This window comes from Falsibacillus pallidus (genome assembly GCF_003350505.1).
Lineage (GTDB): Bacteria > Bacillota > Bacilli > Bacillales > DSM-25281 > Falsibacillus > Falsibacillus pallidus.
Window position 1 is genome coordinate 35,961 of record NZ_QQAY01000010.1, and the last position, 26,201, is coordinate 62,161.

The window sequence follows — 26,201 nt, forward strand, 5'->3', positions numbered from 1 at the left end:
AAATTCTTAAAATTCTGTTGCTTCTTCCTTCCAATATGTGAAAAAATAGGATTGCCAGAATATAGTCAATATAGAGGAGGAGCTTCTATGTTCGACAAAGTAATTTCCGCCATTTTTCTGCCCGGTCTGCTTGTCATATTGTTTTCCAGGGTTACTTATAACCGGATTATCGGACTCGCACTGACGGTCGCACTCATAGCAGCATCCGCGTACAAAGGGTATACGCATACCCTGCCGCTGATTGTAGTTGATGCGGCATCATTGACCCTCGGATTCTACTATGCAGAAAAAATATTAAAAAGAGACGCCTGATGAAGGTTCCTAATCGGATCCCGATCAGGCGTTTTATTTATGAAATCATATGTTTGATGTGAAACATGTGGGGAACAATAAAACAAAGTGTAATACCTGATAGGGTACATAAAGGGAGGAGAATACAATATGTATTTACGTACTTTTTTTGACGAACAGCTTGCTCAATATTCCTACATGATCGGCTGCCAAAGAACAGGGGAAGCCATCATCATCGATCCGGCAAGGGATATAACACCATATCTTGAAACGGCAAAAAAAGAGGGATTTCATCTAGCAGCAGCGGCAGAAACTCATATTCATGCGGATTTTGTATCCGGAGCCAGGGAACTCGCTGAAAATCATGGCGCTAAGCTTTATCTTTCAGATGAAGGCAATGCTGATTGGAAATATCAATATGTGGAAGGCATCTCCCATCAAGGATTAAAAGGAGGCTCCTCCTTCTCGATTGGCAATGTGCAATTTGAAGTGCTGCATACCCCCGGGCATACTCCTGAAAGCATTTCGTTCCTTTTGACTGATAAAGGGGGCGGATCCGAAGTGCCGATGGGAATTTTTACGGGCGACTTTGTTTTTGTAGGAGATGTAGGACGTCCTGATCTGCTTGAAAAAGCCGCGGGACAGCAAGGGTCTTCTGAACAGGGGGCTAAAGAAATGTTTGAATCCCTGAAGAAGTTCAAGGAGCTTCCGGACTATGTGCTCGTTTGGCCGGGGCATGGGGCTGGAAGTGCCTGTGGAAAATCGCTTGGGGCGGTTCCGCAGTCTAGCGTCGGATATGAAAAGAAGAATAACTGGGCATTGAAGATAAAAGACCAGGAGGAATTCATCGAGAAGCTGTTAAGCGGGCAGCCTGAACCGCCGCCATACTTCGCCATGATGAAAAAAATCAATAAAGCAGGACCTGATCTTCTTTCACAATCCAAGACTCCTGTTATTACTGAAAAAGAAAGAATGCAGCAGCTGCTGCAAAATAACCACACCACCTTCATCGATGCACGTGCTGCAGAAGAATATGCGAACGGACACATCAAAGGATTCATCAATCTTCCTTACAACAAGATTTTTACAAACTGGGCAGGCTGGGTCCTTGATTATGAAAAAGATTTAGTGGTACTGACGGATCAAAAGTCTTCAGTTAAGCATGCTCTTCAATCGATTGGATTTGATCGTATCGCCGCATTCGTTGAACCTGATGTCATTTCAAATGGGGAGGATGCTCCGTTGGAAGGGTATGCATCTATCCCTGCAGGTGAACTGATAGAACCAGCCAAAAATGGCGAATATTTTATCATAGACGTCCGGAATGACCAGGAATGGGAAGACGGCCATATCCCTGGAGCCCATCACTTTCCGCTCGGTCATCTGGACGAACATCTTGATGAAGTGCCAAAAGATCAAAAATTACTGGTGCACTGCCAATCAGGTGCGCGCTCAGCAATCGCATCCGGTCTATTGATGGCAAACGGATTCAATAACCTCATCAATGTAAAAGGCGGCATCGCAGAGTGGAAAGAGCAAAACGGCCCCATCCAAAAAGGATAACTGAAAAAAGATCTTTCCATGATTTCGGAAGGATCTTTTTCTTTCTTCGGGAATGAACTTCAAAACCTTATGGGAATGGGAAGAAAATGAAAAAGGCGAAAATTTGTTCGCTTTTTGTTGGTTAGAAACTATGGCTTTGTGGTAGAATGAAATGGAGCTAAAAATTGTCAATTACATTTAAAATGAACGATTAGATACACATATAGAAGCAAGAAAATCGGTTAGTATGGGAGGCTTTGTTTTGAAAGATCAATTTGAACTTGTATCCAAATATCAGCCCGAGGGCGATCAGCCGGCAGCAATAAAAGAACTCGTGAAAGGAATCAATAAAGGAAAGAAGCACCAAACATTACTAGGTGCAACCGGAACGGGGAAAACCTTCACCATTTCAAATGTGATCAAAGAAGTAAACAAGCCTACTTTGGTCATTGCCCATAATAAAACGCTGGCCGGACAGCTATACAGTGAATTCAAGGAATTCTTCCCCGATAATGCTGTCGAGTACTTTGTCAGCTACTATGACTACTATCAACCGGAAGCCTATGTACCTCAAACGGATACCTTCATCGAAAAAGATGCCAGCATCAACGATGAAATCGATAAGCTGCGCCACTCTGCGACTTCTTCGTTATTCGAACGCAAGGACGTCATCATCATTGCCAGCGTATCCTGCATCTATGGTTTAGGTTCCCCGGAAGAATATAGAGACCTCGTCCTTTCTTTAAGGACCGGGATGGAAATTGAACGGAACCAATTATTAAGGAAGCTCGTGGACATTCAGTATGAGCGGAATGACATCGATTTCCGCCGCGGGACTTTCCGTGTAAGAGGCGACGTCGTTGAAATCTTCCCTGCATCAAGGGATGAGCACTGTATGCGAGTCGAATTTTTCGGCGATGAAATCGATCGGATCCGTGAAGTGGACGCTTTAACCGGCGAGATCATGGGCGAACGTGAGCATGTTGCCATTTTCCCGGCTTCCCACTTCGTAACCCGCGAAGAAAAGATGAAGGTTGCCATAAAAAATATTGAAGAAGAACTAGAAGAGCGGCTGAAAGTCATGAGGGATAATAATAAGCTTCTAGAAGCGCAGCGCCTTGAGCAGAGGACTCGCTATGACCTTGAAATGATGAACGAAATGGGATTCTGTTCAGGTATCGAGAACTATTCCCGCCACTTGACCCTAAGGCCGCCGGGTTCCACTCCATATACCCTTCTGGATTACTTCCCGGAGGATTTCCTGATCGTCATCGATGAGTCGCATGTTACACTTCCTCAAATAAGGGGTATGTTCAATGGTGACCAGGCGAGGAAAAATGTCCTGGTGGAGCACGGATTCCGTCTGCCGTCCGCTATGGACAACAGACCGCTTAAATTCGACGAATTTGAGAGCAAAGTCAATCAGGCAGTATTCGTTTCAGCGACTCCGGGTCCATATGAACTGGAGCATACGCCGCAAATGATCGAGCAGATCATCCGCCCGACCGGACTGTTGGATCCGCTCATTGATATCCGTCCGATCGAAGGGCAGATTGATGACCTGATCGGTGAAATCAATGAGCGAATCGCCAAGAATGAACGTGTACTCATAACGACCTTGACGAAGAAAATGTCAGAGGACTTAAGCGCCTATTTAAAAGAAATCGGAATGAAAGTCGAATATCTCCACTCTGAAATCAAGACACTCGAACGGATTGAAATCATCCGCGACCTGCGGGTAGGAAAGTACGATGTGCTTGTCGGAATCAACCTTTTAAGGGAAGGTCTTGATATCCCCGAGGTTTCCCTCGTGGCGATATTGGATGCAGATAAAGAAGGCTTCCTCCGTTCAGAGCGCTCGCTCATCCAGACGATGGGAAGGGCAGCCCGGAATTCCAATGGACACGTCATCATGTATGCCGATAAGATCACTGATTCCATGCAGGCAGCCATTGATGAAACCACCAGGAGACGGGAAAAGCAGATTGCCTATAATGAAGAGCATGGCGTAACACCACAGACCATCAATAAAGAAATCCGTGATGTCATCCGCGCCACCCATGCAGCAGAAGATACGGAAGAATATCAACCATCAGAACGTAAAGCGAAGCTGACCAAGAAAGAGAGGGAAAAACTCCTCGAAAATCTGGAGCAAGAAATGAAAGAGGCAGCCAAAGCATTGGATTTCGAACGTGCTGCACAGCTTCGTGATACGATACTTGAACTGAAAGCGGAAGGATGACCGATATATGGGAATAGATAAAATCATTGTTAAAGGAGCAAGGGCTCACAATCTTAAAAATATTGATATTACCATCCCGAGGGATAAGCTTGTAGTATTGACCGGCCTTTCCGGATCAGGGAAATCCTCGCTTGCTTTTGATACGATCTATGCAGAGGGTCAGCGGCGCTATGTCGAGTCCCTGTCTGCCTATGCCCGCCAATTCCTTGGGCAAATGGACAAGCCGGATGTAGACTCCATCGAAGGGCTTTCTCCGGCCATCTCTATCGATCAAAAAACGACGAGCAAGAATCCGCGGTCCACAGTCGGGACTGTGACAGAAATCTATGATTATTTGAGATTGCTATATGCTCGGGTGGGGCGGCCAATCTGTCCTATACATGAAATTGAGATTACTTCCCAGACCGTCGAGCAGATGGTGGACAGGATCCTGGAACATCCTGAACGCACTAAACTGCAAATTTTGGCGCCGATGGTTTCAGGAAGAAAAGGCACTCATGCCAAGGCGCTGGAAGAGATTAAAAAGCAGGGATATGTCCGCGTCCGGATTGACAACGAACTCCGTGACCTTGGGGAAGAAATCGAACTTGAGAAAAATAAGAAACATTCAATAGAAGTAGTGATTGACCGAATCGTGATCAAAGAAGGCATTTCTGCAAGGCTTGCAGATTCATTGGAAACGGCTTTGAAACTCGGGGATGGACGCGTCATCATCGACGTCATCGGAGAAGAGGAGCTGCTTTTCAGCGAACATCATGCATGTCCGATCTGCGGATTCTCTATCGGGGAATTGGAACCGAAGATGTTTTCCTTCAACAGTCCGTTTGGCGCATGTCCAAGCTGCGACGGATTGGGAACAAAACTGGAAGTAGACGAAGAATTGGTCATTCCCAACTGGGACCTGTCGCTAAAGGAACACGCGATTGCTCCATGGGAGCCGACAAGCTCTCAATATTACCCGCAGCTGCTGGAAGCGGTCTGCAATCATTATGGAATCGACATGAACATCCCAGTGAAAGATATTCCAAAGTCCTTATTTGATAAAGTTTTATATGGATCTGGCAAAGACGAAATCTATTTCCGCTATGAAAACGATTTTGGACAGGTTCGGGAAAATTACATCCAATTTGAAGGCGTCATCCCAAATGTTGAGCGCCGATATAAAGAAACAAGTTCAGATTACATCCGCGAGCAAATGGAAAAATATATGGCTCAGCAAAATTGTCCGTCTTGTAAAGGACACCGCTTGAAGCCTGAGAGTTTGGCTGTAAAAGTCGATCAGAAGCACATTGGTGAAGTGACTTCTTTCTCTATTGAAGAAGCAGAAGAATTTTTCAAAGGACTTCAGCTATCTGAAAAAGAAATGAAGATTGCCAATCTTATTATGAGAGAGATCTGCGAGCGTTTAGGCTTCCTCGTGAATGTCGGGCTCGATTATTTGACCCTCAGCAGGGCTGCCGGGACGCTTTCCGGTGGAGAAGCACAGCGGATCAGGCTTGCAACCCAAATCGGATCTAGGCTTACAGGGGTTCTATATATCCTTGATGAACCATCCATCGGTCTACATCAGCGGGACAATGACAGGCTGATTGAGACCCTTAAAAATATGAGGGATATCGGAAATACGCTGATTGTCGTTGAACATGATGAGGATACGATGGCTGCGGCGGATTATTTGATAGATGTCGGACCAGGGGCAGGGGTGCACGGCGGACAGATCGTTTCTGCCGGGACGCCTGAAGAAGTCATGAATGACGATAATTCCTTGACAGGGCAATATCTCTCAGGGAAGAAATTCATCCCTCTTCCAATCGAAAGAAGAAAGAATGATGGAAGATTCATTGAAATCAAAGGTGCAAAGGAAAACAATCTTAAAAACGTGAATGTGAAATTTCCGCTCGGCAGCTTTGTGTCTGTTACGGGTGTATCAGGTTCAGGAAAAAGCACCCTGATCAATGATATTCTTCATAAGTCACTTGCCCAAAAGCTTCATAATGCTAAGAGCAAGCCTGGCGAGCATAAAGAAATTAAAGGGATTGAACATCTGGATAAAGTCATCGACATTGACCAGTCCCCGATTGGACGCACGCCAAGGTCCAATCCGGCGACCTATACAGGCGTATTCGATGATATCCGCGACGTATTCGCCTCAACGAATGAAGCGAAAGTCAGGGGCTACAAAAAAGGCCGTTTCAGCTTCAATGTAAAAGGCGGCCGCTGTGAAGCCTGCCGCGGGGATGGAATCATCAAAATCGAGATGCATTTCCTGCCGGATGTCTATGTCCCTTGTGAAGTTTGCCATGGGAAACGCTATAACCGCGAAACCCTGGAAGTGAAATACAAAGGGAAGAATATTGCAGATGTTCTTGAGATGACTATTGAGGATGCAGTTGAATTCTTTGAGAATATCCCAAAAATCAGCCGTAAGCTCCAAACGATATATGATGTCGGTTTAGGCTACATGACACTGGGCCAGCCCGCAACGACGCTCTCAGGTGGGGAAGCCCAAAGGGTGAAGCTTGCGTCTGAACTGCACAGGCGTTCAACCGGACGGTCCCTCTATATCTTAGATGAGCCAACGACCGGCCTGCATGTCGATGATATTGCACGTTTGCTTGTGGTCCTTCAGCGCCTGGTCGAAAATGGAGATACCGTCTTAGTCATCGAGCACAATCTCGATGTCATCAAAGCGGCTGACTACATTGTCGACCTTGGTCCGGAAGGCGGCGATAAAGGCGGCACCATTATCGCAACCGGCACACCGGAAAAGATTGCGAAAAGCCCTGAATCGTATACCGGAAAGTATCTGGCTCCGATCCTTCAGCGTGATCGCGACAGAATGAAAAAAAGGCTCGAAGCCCAAGAAAAAGATAAAGTGACTTCCTGAATATAAGCACCTTAGAGGATGCATCCGCATTCCTTTAGGGTGCTTTTTAATAAATTGCTCTGTTAAACGGAAATCAACAGCGGTGTATAAAAACGAAATACATTTCTGGTCCATTATCAACTACATCTCGAGGCGGATGGAGAGCTTAATAGTGTATGACATAATGAGTTTGTGAATAATATTAGGAATGCGGCTCTTTTAAAAATATACCTGAAACCTTTTAAGAAGGGAGACGTATATAGACCAAGGAGTTGAAAATATGGAATCAAATAAGGCATTATCGGCATTGTGCTACTTCAGCATTTTCTTTGCAGGCTTTCTGCTGCCGCTGATTGTGTTTTTTGTATCAAGCGATCCTGAAGTGAAAAAACATGCAAAATCATCGTTTCTCTCGCATATCATTCCGCTGGCAGCTGTTCCTTTTATGCTGGCCGCTTTGATTTTTGATCAGCAGGCATTTCAGCCGGACGGGGGATTTCCAGTCTTTATCATCGTTTCTCTGATTGTATCGTTTATTCTGACAGTATCTGTTGTGGTTTGGAATGTGTATAAAGGGATAAAAGTACTTATTTAAAAAGACAATACTGAGGAGGAATTTAGCATGAACGAACGTAAACGTATTTTGGATATGGTTGAAAAGGGAACGCTGTCTGCCAAGGAAGCACTGCTGCTTTTAGAGGCGCTTGAAGAAGCTGAAACAGTCCGTGAGCAGAAAGAATCGGATATTATCAATGAAATTTCCCGTGAAGTAGATAGAAAAGGAAGAGATTCACGCAGTTCCTATGATCGAGATAAATACTCTCAGCAGTTTAACGGGGCAAAAGATAAATTAATGGATTTTATGAATACAGCCCTTCAAAAAATAAAAGATTTCGAGTTCGATTTCCAATTCGGCCAGTCAGCTGAGGTTTCGCATGTATTTGAAGAGAAAAATGCGGTCATTTCTTATGTTGATATTGATGTGGCAAATGGAAAGGTGGACATTCAATCCTGGGATCAGGATGATCTTCGAATCGAATGTGAAGCGAAAGTTTATCGGACTGAAGATGAGGAAGAGGCGAAAACCACTTTCTTGAAAAACACCTTATTCTCTGTGGAAAATGGGAAGCTTCGCTACTCGACGCAATTAAAATGGATGAAAGTGGATACAACCATTTTTGTTCCAAAAGCTGAATATGAAAAATTGAATGTACGCATCTTTAATGGAGCGTTTTCTAGCAAAGGTTTGAATGCCAAAGATTTCACAGCTAAATCTGCCAATGGGAAAATCAATTTGACTGGTCTTCATACCGAAAACCTTGAGGTCGAAACAGCCAATGGCCATATTACCATTGAAGAAAGCAAATCAGCGAAGCTTGAGGCAGAAACCATCAATGGTGCGCTGAAAGTCAATGGGGAATATCAAAAGCTGGATCTTCAATCCTTCAATGGAAACGTCGTTTGCAAACTGTCCAATCAGGATGCGGATTCAATCAGCGTGAAAACGGTCACTGGGAATGTGGATATTTATGTTCCTGATGAATTGGCCATGGAGGGTGAATTAAAAACCAATCTGGGCAGTTTCAAACTTGAGCTGGAGGGAATGAATGTACTAGAGGAGAAAAGTGAAATGGCTCAAAAGCAGCTTCGCTTCCAGCGCAAAGGATTGACAGAATCTCCTCTTCACATCTTAGCAGATGCGAAAACTGGATCCATATTCATAAAAAAAGTGGATTCGACGAATCTTAATCCTAAACAAGCATAAGATGAAGGAGAGATAAGTAATGAAAAAGATGGCACGCTCACGTTCTAACCGCAAGATTGCAGGGGTATTAGGGGGATTGTCCAAATCTGTCGGAATCGATGCAAACGTCCTTCGGGTGATTTTCATCATCCTGCTTTTCCCGACCGGCTTTTTCCCGATGGCCATCACCTATGGGCTGCTTGTCTTTATACTTCCGAATGAAGAGGATGTCATTAGGTAATGAGATGGATTGCAGGAATATTATTGAACGCACTATTGTTTATCGCGTTAGCGGGGTTCTTTGAAGGATTCCATGTCTCGGGGTTCGGCGCAGCTGTGACAGCAAGCATCATTCTTTCCTTATTGAATGTGCTTGTCCGTCCTATACTGATTGTCTTGACGCTGCCGATCACCATACTTTCCCTGGGACTTTTCTTATTTGTCATCAACGCCATCACGCTGGTGCTTACGGAGAGAATCATGGGGAGTGCCTTCGAAATTGACGGTTTTGGCATGGCTATATTGGCAGCAGTCATTTTGTCCGTCGCCAACATCATCATTCAAAAGGCAGTCATGGAACCTTGGAAAGAACGAAAATGAAAAAGCCTTGTCCGGTTAGAATTTGACCGAACAAGGCTTTTTTCTTTAGATCTTATTAATTTGGAATACAGGTTCCTGGCTTATTTGATAAATGGTAAAAGGAAGCGATGGCTTCTGCTATGGCTGTGGCGCATTGTTGCTGATAAGGGTCCATTTGAAGGAGGTACCCTTCTATTTTATTTGTCATAAACCCGCACTCCACCAGAATGGCTGTCATTTTCGTTTCACGAAGGACATGGAAGTTGGCTGTTTTAACACCTCGGTTTTGCCTGCCGGTCTCTTTCACCAGCTTAGATTGGACAGCATTTGCGAGCATCATTGCCTCTTTCGGTTTGGTTACATAAACATAGGTTTCAATTCCTTCAGGCGAGGTCCATTCTGAGCCGTCGCCAAAAGCATTGGCATGGATGGATACATAGCAGTCCATTTTCAGCGAATTTGCCCGTTCCGTCCTTTCAGAAAGCGGGACATCTTCGTAGTCAGAGTGGGGGAGATATACTTCAATCCCTTCATAAGTCTCGAAAAGATTCTTTGCATACATGGCGACCTTCCGATTGAAGGCATACTCCGGGAATCCGTCAGGGGTGCTTTTACCAGGGGTGCCGTATCCGTGTCCTGCATCGAGCATCAATTTCATCAATCATTCTCCTTTCAAGTTTTTCACTGTCTATATACAAATCCAAAGCGGATAAGGACACCTCTGTTCTGCAAGGTGAAAAAGAATTTAAACGAAATGTGAATAGTCTGGCTTATTTTTCACTGTAAATGCTAAAATAGATAAAGTGCAGAACAAGAATGGGTACATAGAAACAACATTGAAATTTAGGAGGTCTCCATCGTGGCTAAAGTTCGAGCGAAAGATATTATAGAAACATTCGGTTTAGAGCTGGTCAGCGGGGAAGAAGGCGTGGACCGTCCGATCACCACGAGTGATTTATCCCGGCCGGGCCTCGAAGTAGCAGGCTTTTTTGATTATTATCCTGCTGAGCGTGTTCAGCTGCTGGGAAAAACCGAGCTTTCCTTTTTTGAAAGGCTGGGCGATTCCGATAGAAAAATCCGCATGGAAAAACTATGTGCGGATGTGACGCCGGCCATCATCATTACAAGGGATCTCGAAGTTCCAGCTGAGCTGATCGAAGCTTCGGAAAGATGCGCTGTCCCTGTCTTGAAGTCCGATATGAAGACCACCAGGCTATCGAGCCGATTAACCAATTATCTCGAAGGGAAGCTGGCACCAACCACTGCTGTCCATGGCGTCTTGGTAGATATTTATGGAGTGGGTGTACTGATCACGGGGAAAAGCGGCGTCGGTAAAAGTGAAACCGCATTGGAACTAGTGAAAAGGGGACATCGACTTGTGGCTGATGACTGTGTGGAAATTCGCCAGGAGGATACAGACACATTGATTGGCAGCTCACCTGAATTGATTGAACACCTGCTTGAAATCAGGGGACTCGGAATTATCAATGTCATGACCCTATTCGGTGCCGGAGCAGTACGGACCCATAAACGGATCACCTTGATTGTCGATCTTGAAATCTGGGATAAAACAAAACATTATGACCGGGTCGGCCTGGACGAGGAAAAAATGAAAATTATTGATACTGAAGTCACTAAGCTTACTATTCCAGTAAGACCTGGACGCAACTTGGCTGTCATTATTGAAGTGGCAGCGATGAACTACCGTCTGAAGAGAATGGGTGTAAATGCCGCTGAGCAGTTTACGAACAGGCTGGCAGGGGCCATTCAAGACGGGGACGAGTAATTGTTGTTAGTTAAGGCTGCTGCTTATCCAAATTCAAATAAGGAGCATTTGAAATGAATTCTAATTTAAAACCGCTTAATCCAATTGCCTTTCATTTAGGGCCGTTGGAAGTTCATTGGTATGGCATCATCATCGGATGCGGAATTGCACTTGCGCTATTCCTGGTCATCCGTGAAGGTGAAAGAAGAGGACTTCCGAAAGATACATACGCAGATCTTCTCATTTGGGCTATTCCGATTTCGATCATCTGCGCCCGGGCGTACTATGTGTTATTTGAATGGGGCTACTATGCGAAGCACCCGAATGAAATTGTTCAGATCTGGAATGGCGGGATTGCCATCCACGGTGCATTGATCGGGGCAATCATCACAACGCTTATTTTCTGCCGAAAAAAAGGCATCTCTTTTTGGAAAGTGGCAGATATCGCAGCGCCGAGCATCATCATCGGACAGGCGATCGGCCGATGGGGGAACTTCATGAACCAAGAGGCCCATGGCGGAGAAGTGACACGCCGCTTTTTGGAAAACCTCCATTTGCCGGAGTTCATCATCAATCAAATGTATATCGATGGTCATTACTACCATCCAACATTTTTATATGAATCCATCTGGGATTTCGTTGGGTTCATCATATTGATGTCATTAAGAAAAGTAAACTTGAAGCGCGGGGAGCTATTCCTCAGCTATGTCATCTGGTATTCAATCGGCCGCTTCTTCGTAGAAGGAATGAGGACGGATAGTCTTATGCTGACAAACACACTGAGAATGGCTCAGGTCATTTCCATTGTACTTGTCGTCGTTTGCATTATTCTATGGGTTGTACGCCGAGCGACAGGAATGGCTCGTCATCGCTATAAAGATTTAGAGAATTAATCTTGCATTAAAGGGAGAGAGTACAAATGGGGGCAACGATTCAAAGGGGATTCCTTGCTGGATTGAAAACGTCTTGGACCCTCGGGAAAATTATTTTTCCCATCACGTTGATAGTCGTCTTTCTGCAGTACACTCCATTGCTTCCTTGGATCATCAAATTGATTTCCCCTTTAATGGGATGGCTCGGACTCAGCGGAGATGCGGCCATCCCCATTGTATTGGGGATTTTTTTGAATTTATATGCAGGGATTGCAGGGGTGCTGTCGCTTAGTTTGACGGTGAAAGAGGTTTTCATCATTGCGGTGATGCTATCTTTTGCCCATAATCTGCTTATTGAATCATCCGTGGCAGTAAAAGTCGGTGTGAAGCCATGGATTGTATTGACTGTAAGGCTTGGGTTGGCCATTTTGTCGGCAGTCATTATCCAGCTCGTTTGGCACGGCGGAGGAGAAATTGCCCAATATGGATTTGCCAAGGTGCAGGCAGTAGATGTCCATGGATTTTGGGAAATACTATGGCTAGCATTGAAGAAAGCCACTCTTGGGATCGGCCAGCTCATCATGATTGTCGTCCCTTTGATGATTGGCATTCAAATTTTGAAGGATAAAATGTGGCTTGCAGTCTTTTCGAAATGGGTCAGTCCATTTACGAGGATGCTCGGAATGAAAGAGAACACATCAACCACCTTGGCTGCAGGACTCCTTTTTGGATTGGCATACGGAGCAGGCGTTATGTTCCAGGCGGTCAAAGAGGACGGTGTAAGCCAAAAAGATGTGACGCTTGCATTCATATTCCTGGTGGCATGCCATGCGGTTGTTGAGGATACCCTCATATTCGTACCGCTTGGAATCAATGTCCTGCCGCTGCTCGGCATCAGGCTCGCGACTGCTACCATCCTGACCCTCATTGTGGGATGGATTTGGTCCAGAAGACAAGCAAAAGCAATTAAAGGAAGTGGAATCAGCACATGAACAAAAGGATAACGACCGTCCTTTTTGATTTGGATGGTACACTAATCGATACAAATGAATTAATCATCACGTCGTTTATGCATACCTTGAACCATTACTATCCGGATCAATATTCCCGGGAAGACGTTCTCCCTTTTATGGGTCCGCCGCTCTCGGAGACTTTCGGAGAGTTGAACCCTGAAAATACGGAGGAAATGATTCAGCACTACCGCGACTTCAATTTGACGCACCATGATGATTTGGTGGAAGAATTCGAAGGGGCATATGAAGCTGTAAAAGGATTGAAGGAAGCTGGGATTAAACTAGGAATTGTTTCAACTAAGTCAAGAAACGGCGTCATCAAAGGATTGAAATTGATGAACTTGTTCGATTTCTTCGATGTCATCGTGACCCTTGATGAAGTAAATGCGCCAAAACCAGATCCGGAGCCGGTCCTATTAGCACTTTCCCAATTAGGATCGTCCCCTGATGAAGCCATCATGGTGGGGGACAATCACCATGATATCCTCGGCGGGAAGAACGCAGGAACTTTGACAGCCGGTGTTGCTTGGACGGCAAAAGGAAGGGAGCATCTGCTTCAATTCGAGCCTGATTTCATTCTGGATGAAATGAGCGATATCCTGAAAGTTGTCGGAGTCAATCCATGAGAAAGACGGTGCGCTTCCCTGTTTCAGGAGGGAATTCCCTTTGGCATGTTTATAAAACCGTTCCATTCTGGAAGGTTGTCAAAAACTTCGTCGTCATCCAGGCGGCGAGGTATACCCCTTTTCTTGGGATGAAAAATTGGCTGTACCGTACTTTTCTCAGGATGAAGGTGGGAGATCAAACATCCTTTGCCTTGATGGTCATGCTGGATGTCATGTTCCCTGAGAAAATTTCGGTCGGTGATAATACGGTCATCGGATATAATACAACCATTTTGGCGCATGAATACTTAATCAAAGAGTACCGCCTCGGACCAGTTGAAATCGGAAAAAATGTCATGATCGGGGCAAATACTACCATCCTTCCCGGCGTGACAATTGGAGACGGCGCCATCGTATCCGCGGGTACACTCGTACATAAAGACGTCCTCCCGGGGACATTCGTCGGGGGCAACCCGATGCGAACCATCTACAGTAAAGAAGAACTCGAACAACGGTGGGTAAACGACCCCATATACGGAAAAGCTAAAGCCTGATGCTGCCATTACTGCAGCGCAGGCTTTTTTTATTATTTTTAAAACTAATGTCGGATTCCGAATTTTCAAAGTTGACGAACGGAAAGCTGCGCGTTACACTATATTTATTCTTTATCTTACTACCATATTAGCATACTAAAGGATTTCGAAAATTAATTTTAAATAAAAAACCAAACAATGATTGTGCAGGTGAGATTGATGTCGAAGCGATTCATGTTTGAAAAGCCTTTGGGGATGAGGGACACTTTCCCCGCCATATATGAAACAAAACGAAATATAAAAGAGAAGATTCATCACACCCTTGAAACTTGGGGATACCGCTATATTGAAACTCCGACACTTGAATTTTACGAAACTGTGGGAGCTGCATCGGCCACCTTAGATCAGCAGCTATTTAAATTGTTGGATCAGCAGGGACATACATTGGTTCTCCGTCCGGATATGACCGCCCCGATTGCGAGGGTTGCCGTATCTAAGCTTTTAAAAGAGCAAATCCCACTGCGTCTTGCGTATTCCGCCAACGTGTACCGGGCCCAGCAAAACGAAGGGGGTCGTCCCGCTGAATTCGAGCAGGCAGGAATTGAGCTGATCGGAGACCCAACCATCAGTGCAGATGCTGAAGCCATTGCCTTGATGGTTTCCGTCCTGAAAAACGCAGGATTAAAGGAATTCCAGATATCCGTTGGGCATATCGGCTTTGTGGAAAAGCTGTTCACTCAAATTCTTGGGACAGCATCCCGCGCTGAAGAACTGGGCCGCTTCCTTTATGAAAAAAACTTTGTCGGCTACAGAAGCCATGTGAATTCCCTTGGATTATCCTCCATCGATAAAGAGCGCCTTTTGAAATTTTTGAAAATGCGCGGAACGGACGAGATCCTTGAGGAAGCATACAGTTTAATAGAAAACGATCAAGGGAAAAAAGCTCTCAAAGAAATTGAAGAGTTATGGAAGCTCCTTGAAGAGTACGGCGTAGAAAAATATGTGAAGCTTGATCTATCATTGGTCAGCCACATGAGCTACTATACCGGCATTTTATTCGAAGTCTACACCGGCAATGTCGGGGCCCCAATCGGCAATGGAGGGCGCTATGACAGCCTCCTTGGAAAATTTGGACGAACTACCGCCGCAACAGGATTCGGACTGCGTCTGGATTATATGATAGAAGCTGCTGGAGAACGCCAAATGCCGCCAACCATCCACTGCATCCTGTTCAGTGCAGAACACAGGAAAAAAGCATATGAACTGGCCGCACAAAAAAGAACAGAAGGGGAAAATGTCCTTGTTCAGGATATATCAGGTGTATCGGATGTCGACTCCTTTACCAGATCTTTTAAGGATGTAACATTCCTCGTTGGTGCTGGACGGAAGGAGGATGACCGTTATGAGTGATTTGACGATTGCTATGCCGAAAGGAAGGATTTTCGAGGAAGCCCTTGAACTCCTCAGACAGGCCGGGTACAACCTTCCGCCAGAATTTGAGGAATCGAGGAAATTGATCATTGAGGTGCCGGAAGAGAATCTGCGCTTCATCCTGGCCAAGCCGATGGATGTCCCTACCTATGTGGAACATGGCGTCGCGGATCTCGGGATTGCCGGGAAAGATGTAATGCTTGAAGAAGAGCGGAATGTCTATGAACTGCTTGATTTGAAAATAAGCCATTGCTACCTCGCTGTTGCAGGTCTGCCGAACACAAAAATGAATGACGTCGCACCGAAAATCGCGACGAAATATCCAGTGGTAGCGTCTTCCTATTTCCGTGAACAGGGAGAACAGGTCGAAATCATTAAATTGAACGGTTCGATTGAACTTGCCCCATTGATTGGACTGGCGGATCGAATCGTCGATATCGTTTCCTCAGGCAGGACGCTCAAAGAAAACGGCTTGGTTGAATATGAAAAAATCGTACCGATTACATCAAGGTTGATTGTCAATCCTGTCAGCTACCGGATGAAGGATGAACGTATCCAAGAGCTAGTTGACCGGCTGGAATCCGTCGTTAGCCAATACTGATCAAAAAGAAGCAAGTAGGTGAAATCATTGAAAATTGTACCTGTAACTGAAACCATCTCGATTAAGCGTTCAATCGACAGCGGAACTGAGGAACAGCGCGCAGCCGTTCAGTCCATCCTTTCCGACGTGCGGAAAAATGGGGATGCAGCAGTTTTAACATATACGAAGAAATTTGACGGAGCTGATCTGGATCAGCTGAGAGTAAAAGAAGATGAAATAGCAGAAGCGTATGAAAATATGGATGGGGAAATCATTTCGATTATAAGAGAAGCGATTCAAAACATCAGGAGCTTTCATGAAAAACAAGTGCGGAATTCATGGATGATGACGGATGAATCCGGTACCATACTCGGCCAGAAAATGACGCCGCTTGATTCAGCAGGCGTCTATGTTCCAGGTGGGACTGCGGCCTATCCATCCTCCGTCTTGATGAATGTCATTCCTGCAAAGACGGCGGGGGTCAAAAGAATTGTCATGGCTACACCGCCGAATGAAAATGGGAAGATCCCTTCAGCGGTGCTGGTGGCGGCAAATGAAGCGGGCGTCTCTGAAATCTATAAAACAGGCGGAGCACAGGCCATCGCAGCCCTTGCCTACGGAACAGAATCCATCCGGCCGGTCGATAAAATTGTCGGGCCAGGCAACATATATGTAGCCCTTGCGAAACGGGAAGTATTCGGCGACGTCGATATTGATATGATTGCAGGTCCAAGCGAGATTGCGGTCTTGGCAGATGCCACAGCAAAAGCAAACGAAGTGGCAGCGGACCTACTTTCTCAAGCCGAGCACGATATGCGCGCGTGCAGCGTCCTGGTGACAGAATCCCGTGAACTGGCCGAAGAAACGTCAAAAGAGGTGCAGAAACAGCTGGAAAGCCTGCCGCGCAAAGAAATCGCACAAAAGGCCATTGACGATTACGGTGTCATTTATTTGACGCAGAGCCTTCAAGAATCCATAGAAGTCATTAACTCCATCGCTCCGGAGCATCTGGAAATCATGACCGAAGAACCGATGGAACTGCTCGGACAAATCCGCAATGCGGGAGCCATTTTCCTTGGCCGATACAGTTCAGAGCCGGTAGGGGACTATTTTGCAGGACCGAATCATGTCCTTCCGACAAACGGGACAGCACGGTTTTCAAGTCCGTTGAATGTAGATGACTTCATGAAAAAATCCAGCATTATTTCATACAGCCGCAAAGCATTGGAAGAAAACGCGGAAAAAATAGCTGCATTTGCAAGGCTTGAAGGACTCGAAGCCCATGCGCGGGCAGTAGAAGAACGATTCAAAAAGGAATAGGGAGCTGCAGACTAATGAGAAAAGCGTCGATCGATCGAAAAACGAATGAAACGAATATATCGCTGGAATTGCAGTTAGATGGCGAAGGGATTTCTGAAATTTCAACAGGCGTCCCGTTCATGACGCATATGCTTGATCTTTTTACAAAGCACGGACATTTCAATTTGAATGTCGACGCCAATGGCGATACAGAGGTGGATGACCACCATACGACAGAAGACATCGGCATCTGTTTGGGACATGCTTTAAAAGAAGCATTAGGCGATAAAAAGGGAATCAAGCGATACGGGAATGCGTTTGTCCCGATGGATGAAGCCCTTGCTCAAGTCGTTGTGGATTTAAGCAACCGTCCGCATCTCGAAGTCCGTGCAGAATTTCCAAGCCAAAAAGTCGGCACATTCGATACGGAGCTTGTCCATGAATTCCTCTGGAAGCTTGCCTTGGAGGCAAGGATGAACCTTCATGTCATCGTTCATTACGGAAGCAATACACACCATATGATTGAAGCGGTATTTAAAGCGCTTGGAAGGGCTTTGGATGAAGCGACATCCATTGATCCGAGAGTCAAGGGGGTCCCTTCCACGAAAGGAATGTTATAAATGATCGGCATTGTGGATTATGGGATGGGCAACCTATTTAGCGTCGACAAAGCTCTCGAGCGGATCGGCGTCCCGCATTTCATCAGCAGCAAGCGGGAGGAGCTTGAGTCAGCGGATGGCTTAATCCTTCCGGGCGTCGGTTCCTTTAAGGATGCCATGCACATACTTAAAGAAACTGGATTGGCGGCTTTCCTTGATGGATACGTCCAATCCGGCAAGCCTCTATTGGGCATCTGCCTCGGAATGCAGCTCCTTTTCGAAGAAAGTGAAGAAAACGGATTTTCTAAAGGACTCGGATATTTACCTGGGACGGTAAAGGAAATCCCTTCTCGAAATGAAGCGGGAGAAGCGTTCAAAGTTCCTCATATGGGATGGAATCAGCTGATTTTCAAAAGAGATTCGCAGCTGTTGGAAGGTCTTGAAGAAGAGAATGTCTATTTTGTCCATTCATACTTTGTAGATGGTATAGATGAAAATGACCTCATTGCATCTGCGCAATACAGTGTAATGGTGCCTGCAGTGGTGGAAAAAGACAACGTCTACGGCATGCAGTTCCATCCGGAAAAAAGCAGCCGTCTCGGGATGGCCCTTTTGAAAAATTTCACGGAACTTGTTTTGGAAAAGGAGAGTCAGTCATGAGCTTTACATTATATCCTGCAATCGATATGAGAAACGGCAAGTGCGTCCGCCTTGTCCAGGGCGACTACAATCAGGAAACGGTCTACGGCGATTCCCCGTTTGATATGGCTCAGCAATTTGCCGGTCAAGGTGCTGAATGGATCCACATGGTGGACCTTGACGGTGCTAAAGAAGGAAGCCGGGTGAATCATCCGTTTGTCATTCAGACCGCAAAAAAATTGAACGTGAAGGTGCAGGTTGGAGGAGGAATCCGTACAGAGGATGATATTTCTTTCTACCTGGAAAACGGTGTGGATCGAGTCATTATCGGAAGCCTGGCCGTCACCAATCCGGATCTTGTGAAATCGTGGCTAAAAAAATACGGGGCAAGCATCGCAATCGGGTTGGATGCGAAGGATGGATATGTGGCGACACACGGCTGGCTGGAAACATCCAAAATCAAAGCGATTGAAATAGGAAAAGAGCTCGCAGATGCAGGGGCAGAAACATTCATCTTCACGGATATTGCAACAGACGGAATGCTTTCAGGTCCAAATGTTGAGACATGCGCTGCCCTTGCGGCGGAAACAGGAAAAAGCGTTATCGCATCCGGTGGAGTCAGCTCTGTTGAGGATTTGCTTGCCTTAAAGAAATTTGAGAACAAAGGCGTATCAGGAGCAATCATCGGGAAAGCAATCTACACTAATCGAATCGATTTAGGTGCTGCCTTGAAAGAGGTGGGGGCGAAGTGATTACAAAAAGAATCATTCCATGCCTCGATGTGAAGGAAGGACGTGTCGTCAAAGGCGTTCAGTTCCTCGAATTAAGGGATGCCGGCGATCCGGTCGAGCTTGCAAAAGTCTATGACGAGCAAGGGGCGGATGAACTCGTATTCCTCGATATTTCTGCATCCCAGGAAGGCAGGAAAACAATGGCGGATGTCGTTCGGGAAGTTGCTTCACAATTGGCCATCCCATTTACAGTGGGCGGCGGGATCGGCTCCTTGGAAGATATGAAACGGATTCTGCGTGCAGGGGCGGACAAAGTTTCATTGAATACCGCAGCTCTTTTGAATCCGGAATTGATCTCAGAAGGTGCCGCCTATTTCGGACGGCAATGCATCGTTGTCGCTATCGATGCAAAGTATGATGAAAATCTTGGGACATGGCGCGTCTTCACACATGGCGGCCGGAAAGCCACAGATTGGGACGTGGTCGGCTGGGCACAAAAAGCCGTTGAACTTGGAGCCGGCGAAATTCTATTGACGAGCATGGATGCAGACGGAGAGAAGTCAGGGTTCAATGTCGCATTGACAAAAGCAGTGAGCGAGGCAGTCTCTGTACCCGTCATAGCTTCAGGCGGGGCTGGAAACGCCCAGCATTTTGAGGAAGTCTTTAATGAAGCCAAAGCAGATGCTGCATTAGCCGCATCAATTTTTCACTATAAAGAAACAAGCGTTGAGCAAGTCAAGCAATTCTTGAAGGAGAAAGGAGTGGCCGTGAGATGACCATTGAATCCATTAAATATGATGAAAAAGGATTGGTTCCAGCCATCGTGCAGGACGCATCGACGAAAGAGGTCCTGACACTCGCTTATATGAATGAAGAGTCTTTGAAAAAATCCATCGAAACCGGCGAAACCTGGTTCTTCAGCCGTTCAAGACAGGAGCTGTGGCACAAAGGGGAAACGAGCGGCAACACGCAGCGCATCATCCAGATCAAATATGACTGCGACCAGGATGCCCTTGTGGTCCTGGTTTTGCCGAATGGGCCGGCATGCCATAAAGGGACGACAAGCTGCTTCGAAGAGACTTTATATGAAGAAAAGTCAGCGATTGACGAGGTCGAGGGCGATATTCAGCCTGCTGAGATTTTGACCAAGCTGGAAGAGCTGATCAAAGAACGCGAAGAGACACGGCCAGAAGGCGCATACACGACCTACTTATTTGAAAAAGGCGTAGATAAGATTTTGAAAAAAGTCGGCGAAGAGGCATCAGAAGTCATCATTGCGGCTAAAAATCGCGACAAAGAAGAGCTTAAGTGGGAAACGGCAGACCTGCTGTACCATGTGATGGTCCTCTTGCGTGAACAGGACCTCGCATTTGATGAAGTGCTGAAAGTTTTGGCCAAGAGACATGAAGAGAAGTCGAAGCAGGAATAGAGGAGGCACCCTTTGGCGGGGTGTTTTTCTTTTGATATAACTTCTCATCCAACCCAATTTACAATATTTTCTTTCCGCTATTTTGCAAAAACAGGCGAATGGCTGTTAATGTCTTTTTCTATCTGTGATATACTACATAAGTTAACTATGTACGGGGTTGGAGGACTTTCATGAGAAAAGACTCGAAAGCAAGAAATGAAAAAACGAAAATATTACCCTTTATTCCTACTGGTGAGTACTACTTTAATAAAGGCTTGAAGGCCTTTCACCGCAGGGATCTTTCGAATGCAAAAAAATATTTGTCACGGGCGATGCAGCTGGAGCCGCTGGAGCCGATGATCATGTTCCAGTTGGCGATGGTGCTGACGGAGATCGGGGAGTACCGCGAGTCCAATGATCTATTGCATCAAACAGTTGAAATAGATCCATATATGACGGAGTGCCATTATTTTTTGGCGAACAATTATGCACATATCGGGTTCTTTAAAGAAGCCTATAAATATTCTGTTCTATATTTAGAGAAGGATGAGGACGGAGAGTTTGTTGAGGATGCCGAAGACTTGATCGAATTGATCAGCATGGATGCAGAAGAAGTGATCGACTCCCTTCATGAGCAGGATGAACTCATCCTGAAGCAGGAAGAGGCGCGCAATCTTTTGGAATCCGGGAATTTTCAACGGGCGGTTGAACTTCTTCAGGAGGTTGTGGAGACCTATCCTGAATTTTGGTCTGCCTACAATAATCTTGCCCTTGCCTATTTCTATCTGGGGGAAATGGATAAAACATCTGAAGTGTTAGAAGAAGTTTTAGAAAAAAGCCCGGGGAACCTGCATGCTTTATGCAATTTGGCCGTCTTTATGTATTATCAGAGACGACGGGACGAGTTGGAGAAAATCGTGGACGGTTTAACGAAAGTGAAGCCGATGATGCAGGAACACCAATATAAGCTTGGTGCAACATTTGCCTTGCTGGGATTGTATGAAGAATCTTATTTTTGGCTGAAAAAGCTGCAAAAAGTCGGATTCGAAGGGGATCCTGGATTCTATTATTGGCTGTCTCAAGCGGCGTACCATACGGGGCACCCAAAAACGGCGCATTCCGCATGGGAGATCGTCCTTGAGTTCAATCCGGAAAAAGAGGGGCTTGAACCTTGGAATACGGAAAAAAGCCAAGAAATCGGATATGAAGACCATACGAGTTCATTGTTGAAGAAAATGAGCAGCACCTATGCGGAAGAAAGATGGTTCGGTTTGTTCCTTCTTTCCGTATCAAAGCAGCAGGCGTCGATTTTGTCTAATGCTGAATTCCGAAGCTTCACTCATTTTTCTCCAGCGGAAATGAACTATTTATCCTTCATTCAAAAGCCTGCAGGCAAGGATATGCTATCCGGACTTTTACGGGTTGGCCATCATACAGCTGAGCTGCTTTACGAGAAGCATCAGCCTGTGGGGCCGGTGGAATCCGGACTCTTCTTGATGTGGTTCTCGATTTTTCAAGAAATGTTGAATCAAAAAGTGGAGCTTTCGAATATTAATGGTTGTGCAGCGGCTGTAGAATACTTATGGCTAAAGCTTCGTAATACAAAGAAACCCCAGAAAGATCTGGCGGAATCCTTTGGCATTTCAGTCTCTACTTTGAGGAAATATGTGAAAGCTTTGGAGGAATACCTTCGCTGAGCATATTTTTGGACGTAAATGGGCGTCTCTTATAGGATAGGTTTATACAGGAAATACTACATCCTATGAACTAGGATTGTGATACATGGACATAGAGGAATCAAGGAGTGTTGAAAATGAGTGAAGAACAAATTTATGATGTGATCATCGTCGGAGCAGGCCCAGCAGGGATGACGGCGGCAGTTTATACTTCACGCGCCAACTTGAGCACGCTGATGATTGAACGCGGCGTTCCAGGCGGACAAATGGCGAATACGGAAGAAGTGGAAAACTATCCTGGATATGACCACATTCTTGGTCCGGATCTTTCTAATAAAATGTTTGAACATGCGAAGAAATTCGGTGCGGAATATGCTTACGGCGATATCAAGGAAATCGTCGATGGCAAAGAATATAAGCTCGTAAAAGCGGGTTCGAAGGAATATAAAGCACGTGCTGTCATCCTTTCTCCGGGTGCTGAATATAAAAAAATCGGTGTTCCAGGCGAAAAAGAATTGGGCGGACGCGGTGTATCGTACTGTGCAGTCTGCGACGGCGCTTTCTTTAAAAACAAAAACCTTGTTGTTATCGGTGGAGGAGATTCCGCTGTTGAAGAAGGAGTCTACTTGACACGCTTTGCGAATAAAGTGACCATCGTTCACCGCCGCGATGAGCTGCGTGCACAAAAAATCCTGCAGCAGCGCGCGTTCGATAACGAGAAGATCGATTTCATCTGGAATCATACCATCAAAGAGATCAATGAAGAAAACGGCAAAGTCGGCAGTGTAACGCTTGTTTCCACTGAAAATGGGGAAGAAGTTGACTTTAAAGCAGACGGTGTTTTCATTTACATCGGAATGGTTCCATTGACTAAACCTTTTGCTGGCTTAGGGATTACAAATGAGGCTGGATACATTGAAACGAATGACCGCATGGAAACGAAAGTCCCAGGCATTTTTGCAGCCGGGGATGTCCGTGAGAAGACGCTTCGCCAAATTGTCACAGCAACAGGGGACGGCAGCATCGCCGCTCAAAGCGCACAGCATTTTGTTGAGGAATTGATAGAGGAATTGAAGGCGAAGTAATTAAGGGATTGCACGGATCTGATAGCTTATCCATTTCAAATATGACATAGGTCAAGTCCATTTTTTACTAATTCGTCATTGGGTTTTAACCATGCTGTAACAGTCCTGCAATAATCGTGGGGTATACTATAACTAGATTGAAATTGACCCCCTTTTTAATATATCCCTTTTTTGCACAAGGTTTATCCTTGTGCTCTTTTTTTGTCTTTTTTTCAGGTAAAGCTCTTTTGTGCAGGACCATGAAACATAGTATAATGAATAGATATAGATGAACGGCAATATGATAAAACAGGTTTTGAGGTGAGTTCATGCAGCGAGTGACCAATTGTGTCCTTTTAAAAGGGGACCAAGTATTGTTATTGCAAAAACCAAGCCGGGGCTGGTGGGTTGCTCCGGGAGGGAAAATGGAGTCCGGGGAGACTATCAAGGATTCTGTCATCCGGGAATTCCGCGAAGAGACAGGCGTCTATTTAAAGAACCCCAGTGTTAAAGGAATATTTACCTTTGTCATCAAAGACGGGGATGAAATAAAATCGGAATGGATGATGTTCACGTTCCTCGCAAAAGAGAGCGATGGTGTGAATCTGAAGCAGTCCGAAGAAGGTACCCTTGAGTGGCACTCGATTGAGGCAATCAAGGAACTCCCGATGGCTGAAGGTGATTTTCATATTTTGGATTACTGCATCCATGGAACTGGAATGATCTATGGAAGATTTACGTATACACCGGATTTTAAGCTGATTTCATACAGGCTGGATCCGAACTAAGGATAGATAGAGAAAAGTTTTGAGGGGGAGAATAAGCATGAATACAGGTGCTTCTGCCAATGATGTGCAATTAGTCATCATCACGGGAATGTCGGGTGCGGGAAAAACGGTGGCGATTCAAAGTTTTGAAGACTTAGGGTTTTTCTGCGTGGATAACCTTCCGCCGACCCTCTTGCCGAAGTTTTTGGAACTCATGAAAGAATCGGGCAATAAAATGAATAAAGTGGCGCTTGTCATGGATTTAAGGGGGCGCGAGTTTTTCGACCACCTGTTCAAGGCGCTTGATGATTTGGCGGAGACTTCATGGGTTGCACCACAGATCCTTTTCCTTGAAGCGGATGATTCTTCTTTAGTCAGAAGATATAAAGAAACGCGAAGATCCCATCCTCTTGCTCCATCCGGGCTGCCTTTAGAAGGCATCAAGCAGGAAAGAGATCTCTTGGAGGAATTAAAAGGGAGAGCTCAAACAATCTACAATACATCTGTCATGAAGCCTCGTGAGCTCCGTGAAAAGATTTTAACGGAATATTCTTCTGACAAGAAGACGATTTTCACCGTAAATGTCATGTCATTCGGGTTCAAACATGGAATTCCGATTGATGCAGATCTTGTGTTCGATGTTCGATTTCTTCCAAACCCTCATTATATAGACCATATGCGTCCGAAGACGGGATTGGATGAAGAGGTTTCCACTTATGTCCTTAAATGGACGGAGACCCAGAAGTTCATTGAAAAAGTGACGGATTTATTAGGATTTATGCTTCCTCATTATAAGCGGGAAGGGAAGGCCCAGCTTGTGGTCGGCATCGGCTGTACAGGCGGCCAGCACAGGTCTGTTGCATTGGCAGAGCATATCGGGCATTTCTTCCAGAGCGATTACAACACAAGGATCTCTCATCGTGACATCGATAGGAGAAAGGGACAGACATCATGAAAAAAAAGAATCAGCCTAAAGTGGTGATTATCGGGGGCGGCACAGGATTGCCCGTCCTCTTACGGGGTTTGAAGAAATATCCCGTAGATATCACGGCAGTCGTAACTGTGGCGGACGACGGAGGGAGCTCCGGCCGTCTGCGGGAGGATCTCGAAATTCCTCCACCCGGAGATATCCGTAATGTACTGGCAGCTCTATCGGATGTAGAGCCGCTGATTGAAGAAATGTTTCAGCACCGGTTCAGGACATCCAATGAGCTTTCCGGACATTCGCTTGGGAATTTGATCATTGCTGCCCTCACATCCATCACAGGAGATTTCGTCCATGCGATCCAGGAAATGAGCAAGGTCCTGAAAGTGCGCGGGAAAGTGCTGCCGGCAGCAAATCAGCCTGTTGAACTGAATGCGATCATGGAAGACGGCACTGTCGTTAAGGGTGAATCCAAAATTCCTAAAGCAGGGAAGAGGATCGACCGGGTATTTTTGACTCCGGAATATGTCCTTCCGCTGTCTGAAACATTGGATGCCATCCGCCAGGCCGATATTATCGTGATTGGGCCGGGAAGCCTGTATACGAGCATCCTTCCCAACCTGCTTGTCCCGGGACTTGGTGAAGAAGTCTGCCGCTCGAAAGCAAAGAAGGTCTATATATGCAACCTGATGACGCAGGCGGGCGAGACCTTGAATTTCACTGCGAGCGACCATGTGAAAGCCATCTATGACCATATGAACTGTAGTTTCATTGATACGATCCTGGTCAATAACGAAGGCGTTCCGTCCAGCATTCAAAACCGCTATACGGAAGAGCAGGCCAAACCTGTCATCTATGATGTGGAAAAACTCATGAAAATGGGCTTGAATGTAATCTATGACCGCATCATTTCTTATACAGACGATGTCATTCGTCATGATACAGAAAAAGTAGCAAAAATCATTTACTCCTTGCTGGAGGATGAACAGCAATCTATTGCCCACCCATAATATGGTTGTGCAAGCGGTTG

At 45.7% G+C, this 26,201-nt stretch carries 27 protein-coding genes; 26 read left to right on the forward strand and 1 reads right to left on the reverse strand.

Translation table 11 applies throughout. The annotated features are described in order from the left end of the window. Positions 1-87: 87 nt before the first annotated feature. From DFR59_RS14110 to DFR59_RS14145, 8 genes are all read left to right on the forward strand, one after another. Entirely contained in the window at positions 88-312 is a 225-nt protein-coding gene (locus DFR59_RS14110) for a CsbA family protein (RefSeq protein ID WP_114746314.1), read from the forward strand. A gap of 129 nt (positions 313-441) precedes the next feature. Beyond that, a complete protein-coding gene (locus tag DFR59_RS14115; RefSeq protein ID WP_114746315.1) occupies positions 442-1,854 on the forward strand; it encodes an MBL fold metallo-hydrolase in 1,413 nt (470 codons plus the stop codon). Positions 1,855-2,095: 241 nt separating this feature from the next. Then, positions 2,096-4,075, forward strand: coding sequence for an excinuclease ABC subunit UvrB (uvrB, locus tag DFR59_RS14120; RefSeq protein ID WP_114746316.1), 1,980 nt, complete (start codon positions 2,096-2,098; stop codon positions 4,073-4,075). Between the two features lie 7 nt (positions 4,076-4,082). After that, positions 4,083-6,962, forward strand: coding sequence for an excinuclease ABC subunit UvrA (gene uvrA / locus DFR59_RS14125; RefSeq protein WP_114746317.1), 2,880 nt, complete (start codon positions 4,083-4,085; stop codon positions 6,960-6,962). A gap of 259 nt (positions 6,963-7,221) precedes the next feature. Further along, complete coding sequence (locus DFR59_RS14130) at positions 7,222-7,536, forward strand: magnetosome magnetite crystal formation protein family (protein WP_114746318.1); 315 nt, start codon at positions 7,222-7,224, stop codon at positions 7,534-7,536. Between the two features lie 27 nt (positions 7,537-7,563). Then, positions 7,564-8,706: a DUF4097 family beta strand repeat-containing protein gene (locus DFR59_RS14135; RefSeq protein WP_114746319.1), complete on the forward strand. Its 1,143-nt coding sequence runs from the start codon at positions 7,564-7,566 to the stop codon at positions 8,704-8,706. 19 nt (positions 8,707-8,725) lie between these two features. Next, on the forward strand, positions 8,726-8,926 hold the full coding sequence (locus DFR59_RS14140) for a PspC domain-containing protein (protein ID WP_114746320.1): 201 nt from the start codon (positions 8,726-8,728) through the stop codon (positions 8,924-8,926). Then, positions 8,926-9,285, forward strand: a complete 360-nt coding sequence (locus DFR59_RS14145; RefSeq protein WP_114746321.1) for a phage holin family protein — start codon at positions 8,926-8,928, stop codon at positions 9,283-9,285. Before DFR59_RS14140 ends, DFR59_RS14145 begins: the two co-directional genes overlap by 1 nt. A gap of 55 nt (positions 9,286-9,340) precedes the next feature. On the opposite strand, the gene DFR59_RS14150 is transcribed toward DFR59_RS14145, so the two are convergent. Continuing rightward, positions 9,341-9,922: an N-acetylmuramoyl-L-alanine amidase gene (locus tag DFR59_RS14150; protein ID WP_114746322.1), complete on the reverse strand. Its 582-nt coding sequence runs from the start codon at positions 9,920-9,922 to the stop codon at positions 9,341-9,343. Positions 9,923-10,123: 201 nt separating this feature from the next. Between DFR59_RS14150 and hprK the strand changes: the two genes are divergently transcribed. From hprK to DFR59_RS14245, 18 genes are all read left to right on the forward strand, one after another. Next, positions 10,124-11,050 (forward strand): HPr(Ser) kinase/phosphatase, encoded by a 927-nt coding sequence (gene hprK, locus DFR59_RS14155; RefSeq protein ID WP_114746323.1) that lies wholly within the window; start codon positions 10,124-10,126, stop codon positions 11,048-11,050. A gap of 53 nt (positions 11,051-11,103) precedes the next feature. Further along, a complete protein-coding gene (gene lgt / locus DFR59_RS14160; RefSeq protein WP_114746324.1) occupies positions 11,104-11,922 on the forward strand; it encodes a prolipoprotein diacylglyceryl transferase in 819 nt (272 codons plus the stop codon). 26 nt (positions 11,923-11,948) lie between these two features. Continuing rightward, positions 11,949-12,893 (forward strand): nucleoside recognition domain-containing protein, encoded by a 945-nt coding sequence (locus DFR59_RS14165; protein ID WP_114746325.1) that lies wholly within the window; start codon positions 11,949-11,951, stop codon positions 12,891-12,893. After that, positions 12,890-13,540 carry a pyrophosphatase PpaX gene (ppaX, locus tag DFR59_RS14170; RefSeq protein ID WP_114746326.1) on the forward strand — a complete coding sequence of 217 codons (651 nt, stop codon included), beginning with the start codon at positions 12,890-12,892 and terminating at the stop codon, positions 13,538-13,540. Before DFR59_RS14165 ends, ppaX begins: the two co-directional genes overlap by 4 nt. Next, the gene (locus DFR59_RS14175; protein WP_114746327.1) at positions 13,537-14,073 is read left to right on the forward strand and encodes an acyltransferase; all 537 of its coding nucleotides are present in this window, start codon (positions 13,537-13,539) and stop codon (positions 14,071-14,073) included. Before ppaX ends, DFR59_RS14175 begins: the two co-directional genes overlap by 4 nt. 198 nt (positions 14,074-14,271) lie before the next feature. Beyond that, the gene (locus DFR59_RS14180; RefSeq protein ID WP_114746328.1) at positions 14,272-15,462 is read left to right on the forward strand and encodes an ATP phosphoribosyltransferase regulatory subunit; all 1,191 of its coding nucleotides are present in this window, start codon (positions 14,272-14,274) and stop codon (positions 15,460-15,462) included. After that, positions 15,455-16,084: an ATP phosphoribosyltransferase gene (gene hisG, locus DFR59_RS14185; RefSeq protein ID WP_114746329.1), complete on the forward strand. Its 630-nt coding sequence runs from the start codon at positions 15,455-15,457 to the stop codon at positions 16,082-16,084. Before DFR59_RS14180 ends, hisG begins: the two co-directional genes overlap by 8 nt. A 27-nt stretch (positions 16,085-16,111) precedes the next feature. Further along, a complete protein-coding gene (hisD, locus tag DFR59_RS14190) occupies positions 16,112-17,383 on the forward strand; it encodes a histidinol dehydrogenase (protein WP_114746385.1) in 1,272 nt (423 codons plus the stop codon). A gap of 14 nt (positions 17,384-17,397) precedes the next feature. Continuing rightward, positions 17,398-17,982, forward strand: a complete 585-nt coding sequence (hisB, locus tag DFR59_RS14195) for an imidazoleglycerol-phosphate dehydratase HisB (protein ID WP_114746330.1) — start codon at positions 17,398-17,400, stop codon at positions 17,980-17,982. After that, positions 17,983-18,621: an imidazole glycerol phosphate synthase subunit HisH gene (gene hisH, locus DFR59_RS14200; protein WP_114746331.1), complete on the forward strand. Its 639-nt coding sequence runs from the start codon at positions 17,983-17,985 to the stop codon at positions 18,619-18,621. Further along, positions 18,618-19,352: a 1-(5-phosphoribosyl)-5-[(5-phosphoribosylamino)methylideneamino]imidazole-4-carboxamide isomerase gene (gene hisA, locus DFR59_RS14205; protein WP_114746332.1), complete on the forward strand. Its 735-nt coding sequence runs from the start codon at positions 18,618-18,620 to the stop codon at positions 19,350-19,352. Before hisH ends, hisA begins: the two co-directional genes overlap by 4 nt. After that, complete coding sequence (hisF, locus tag DFR59_RS14210) at positions 19,349-20,107, forward strand: imidazole glycerol phosphate synthase subunit HisF (protein ID WP_114746333.1); 759 nt, start codon at positions 19,349-19,351, stop codon at positions 20,105-20,107. The genes hisA and hisF overlap by 4 nt, the downstream gene beginning before the upstream one ends. Further along, positions 20,104-20,760, forward strand: coding sequence for a bifunctional phosphoribosyl-AMP cyclohydrolase/phosphoribosyl-ATP diphosphatase HisIE (hisIE, locus tag DFR59_RS14215; protein ID WP_114746334.1), 657 nt, complete (start codon positions 20,104-20,106; stop codon positions 20,758-20,760). The genes hisF and hisIE overlap by 4 nt, the downstream gene beginning before the upstream one ends. A 170-nt stretch (positions 20,761-20,930) precedes the next feature. Continuing rightward, complete coding sequence (locus DFR59_RS14220) at positions 20,931-22,436, forward strand: tetratricopeptide repeat protein (protein ID WP_114746335.1); 1,506 nt, start codon at positions 20,931-20,933, stop codon at positions 22,434-22,436. A gap of 116 nt (positions 22,437-22,552) precedes the next feature. Continuing rightward, complete coding sequence (gene trxB / locus DFR59_RS14225) at positions 22,553-23,500, forward strand: thioredoxin-disulfide reductase (protein WP_114746336.1); 948 nt, start codon at positions 22,553-22,555, stop codon at positions 23,498-23,500. A 308-nt stretch (positions 23,501-23,808) separates the two neighbouring features. Next, a complete protein-coding gene (locus DFR59_RS14235; RefSeq protein WP_114746338.1) occupies positions 23,809-24,267 on the forward strand; it encodes an NUDIX hydrolase in 459 nt (152 codons plus the stop codon). 37 nt (positions 24,268-24,304) lie between these two features. Continuing rightward, positions 24,305-25,201: an RNase adapter RapZ gene (gene rapZ, locus DFR59_RS14240; RefSeq protein WP_114746339.1), complete on the forward strand. Its 897-nt coding sequence runs from the start codon at positions 24,305-24,307 to the stop codon at positions 25,199-25,201. Beyond that, a complete protein-coding gene (locus tag DFR59_RS14245) occupies positions 25,198-26,181 on the forward strand; it encodes a gluconeogenesis factor YvcK family protein (RefSeq protein WP_114746340.1) in 984 nt (327 codons plus the stop codon). Before rapZ ends, DFR59_RS14245 begins: the two co-directional genes overlap by 4 nt. The last annotated feature ends 20 nt before the right edge of the window (positions 26,182-26,201 follow it).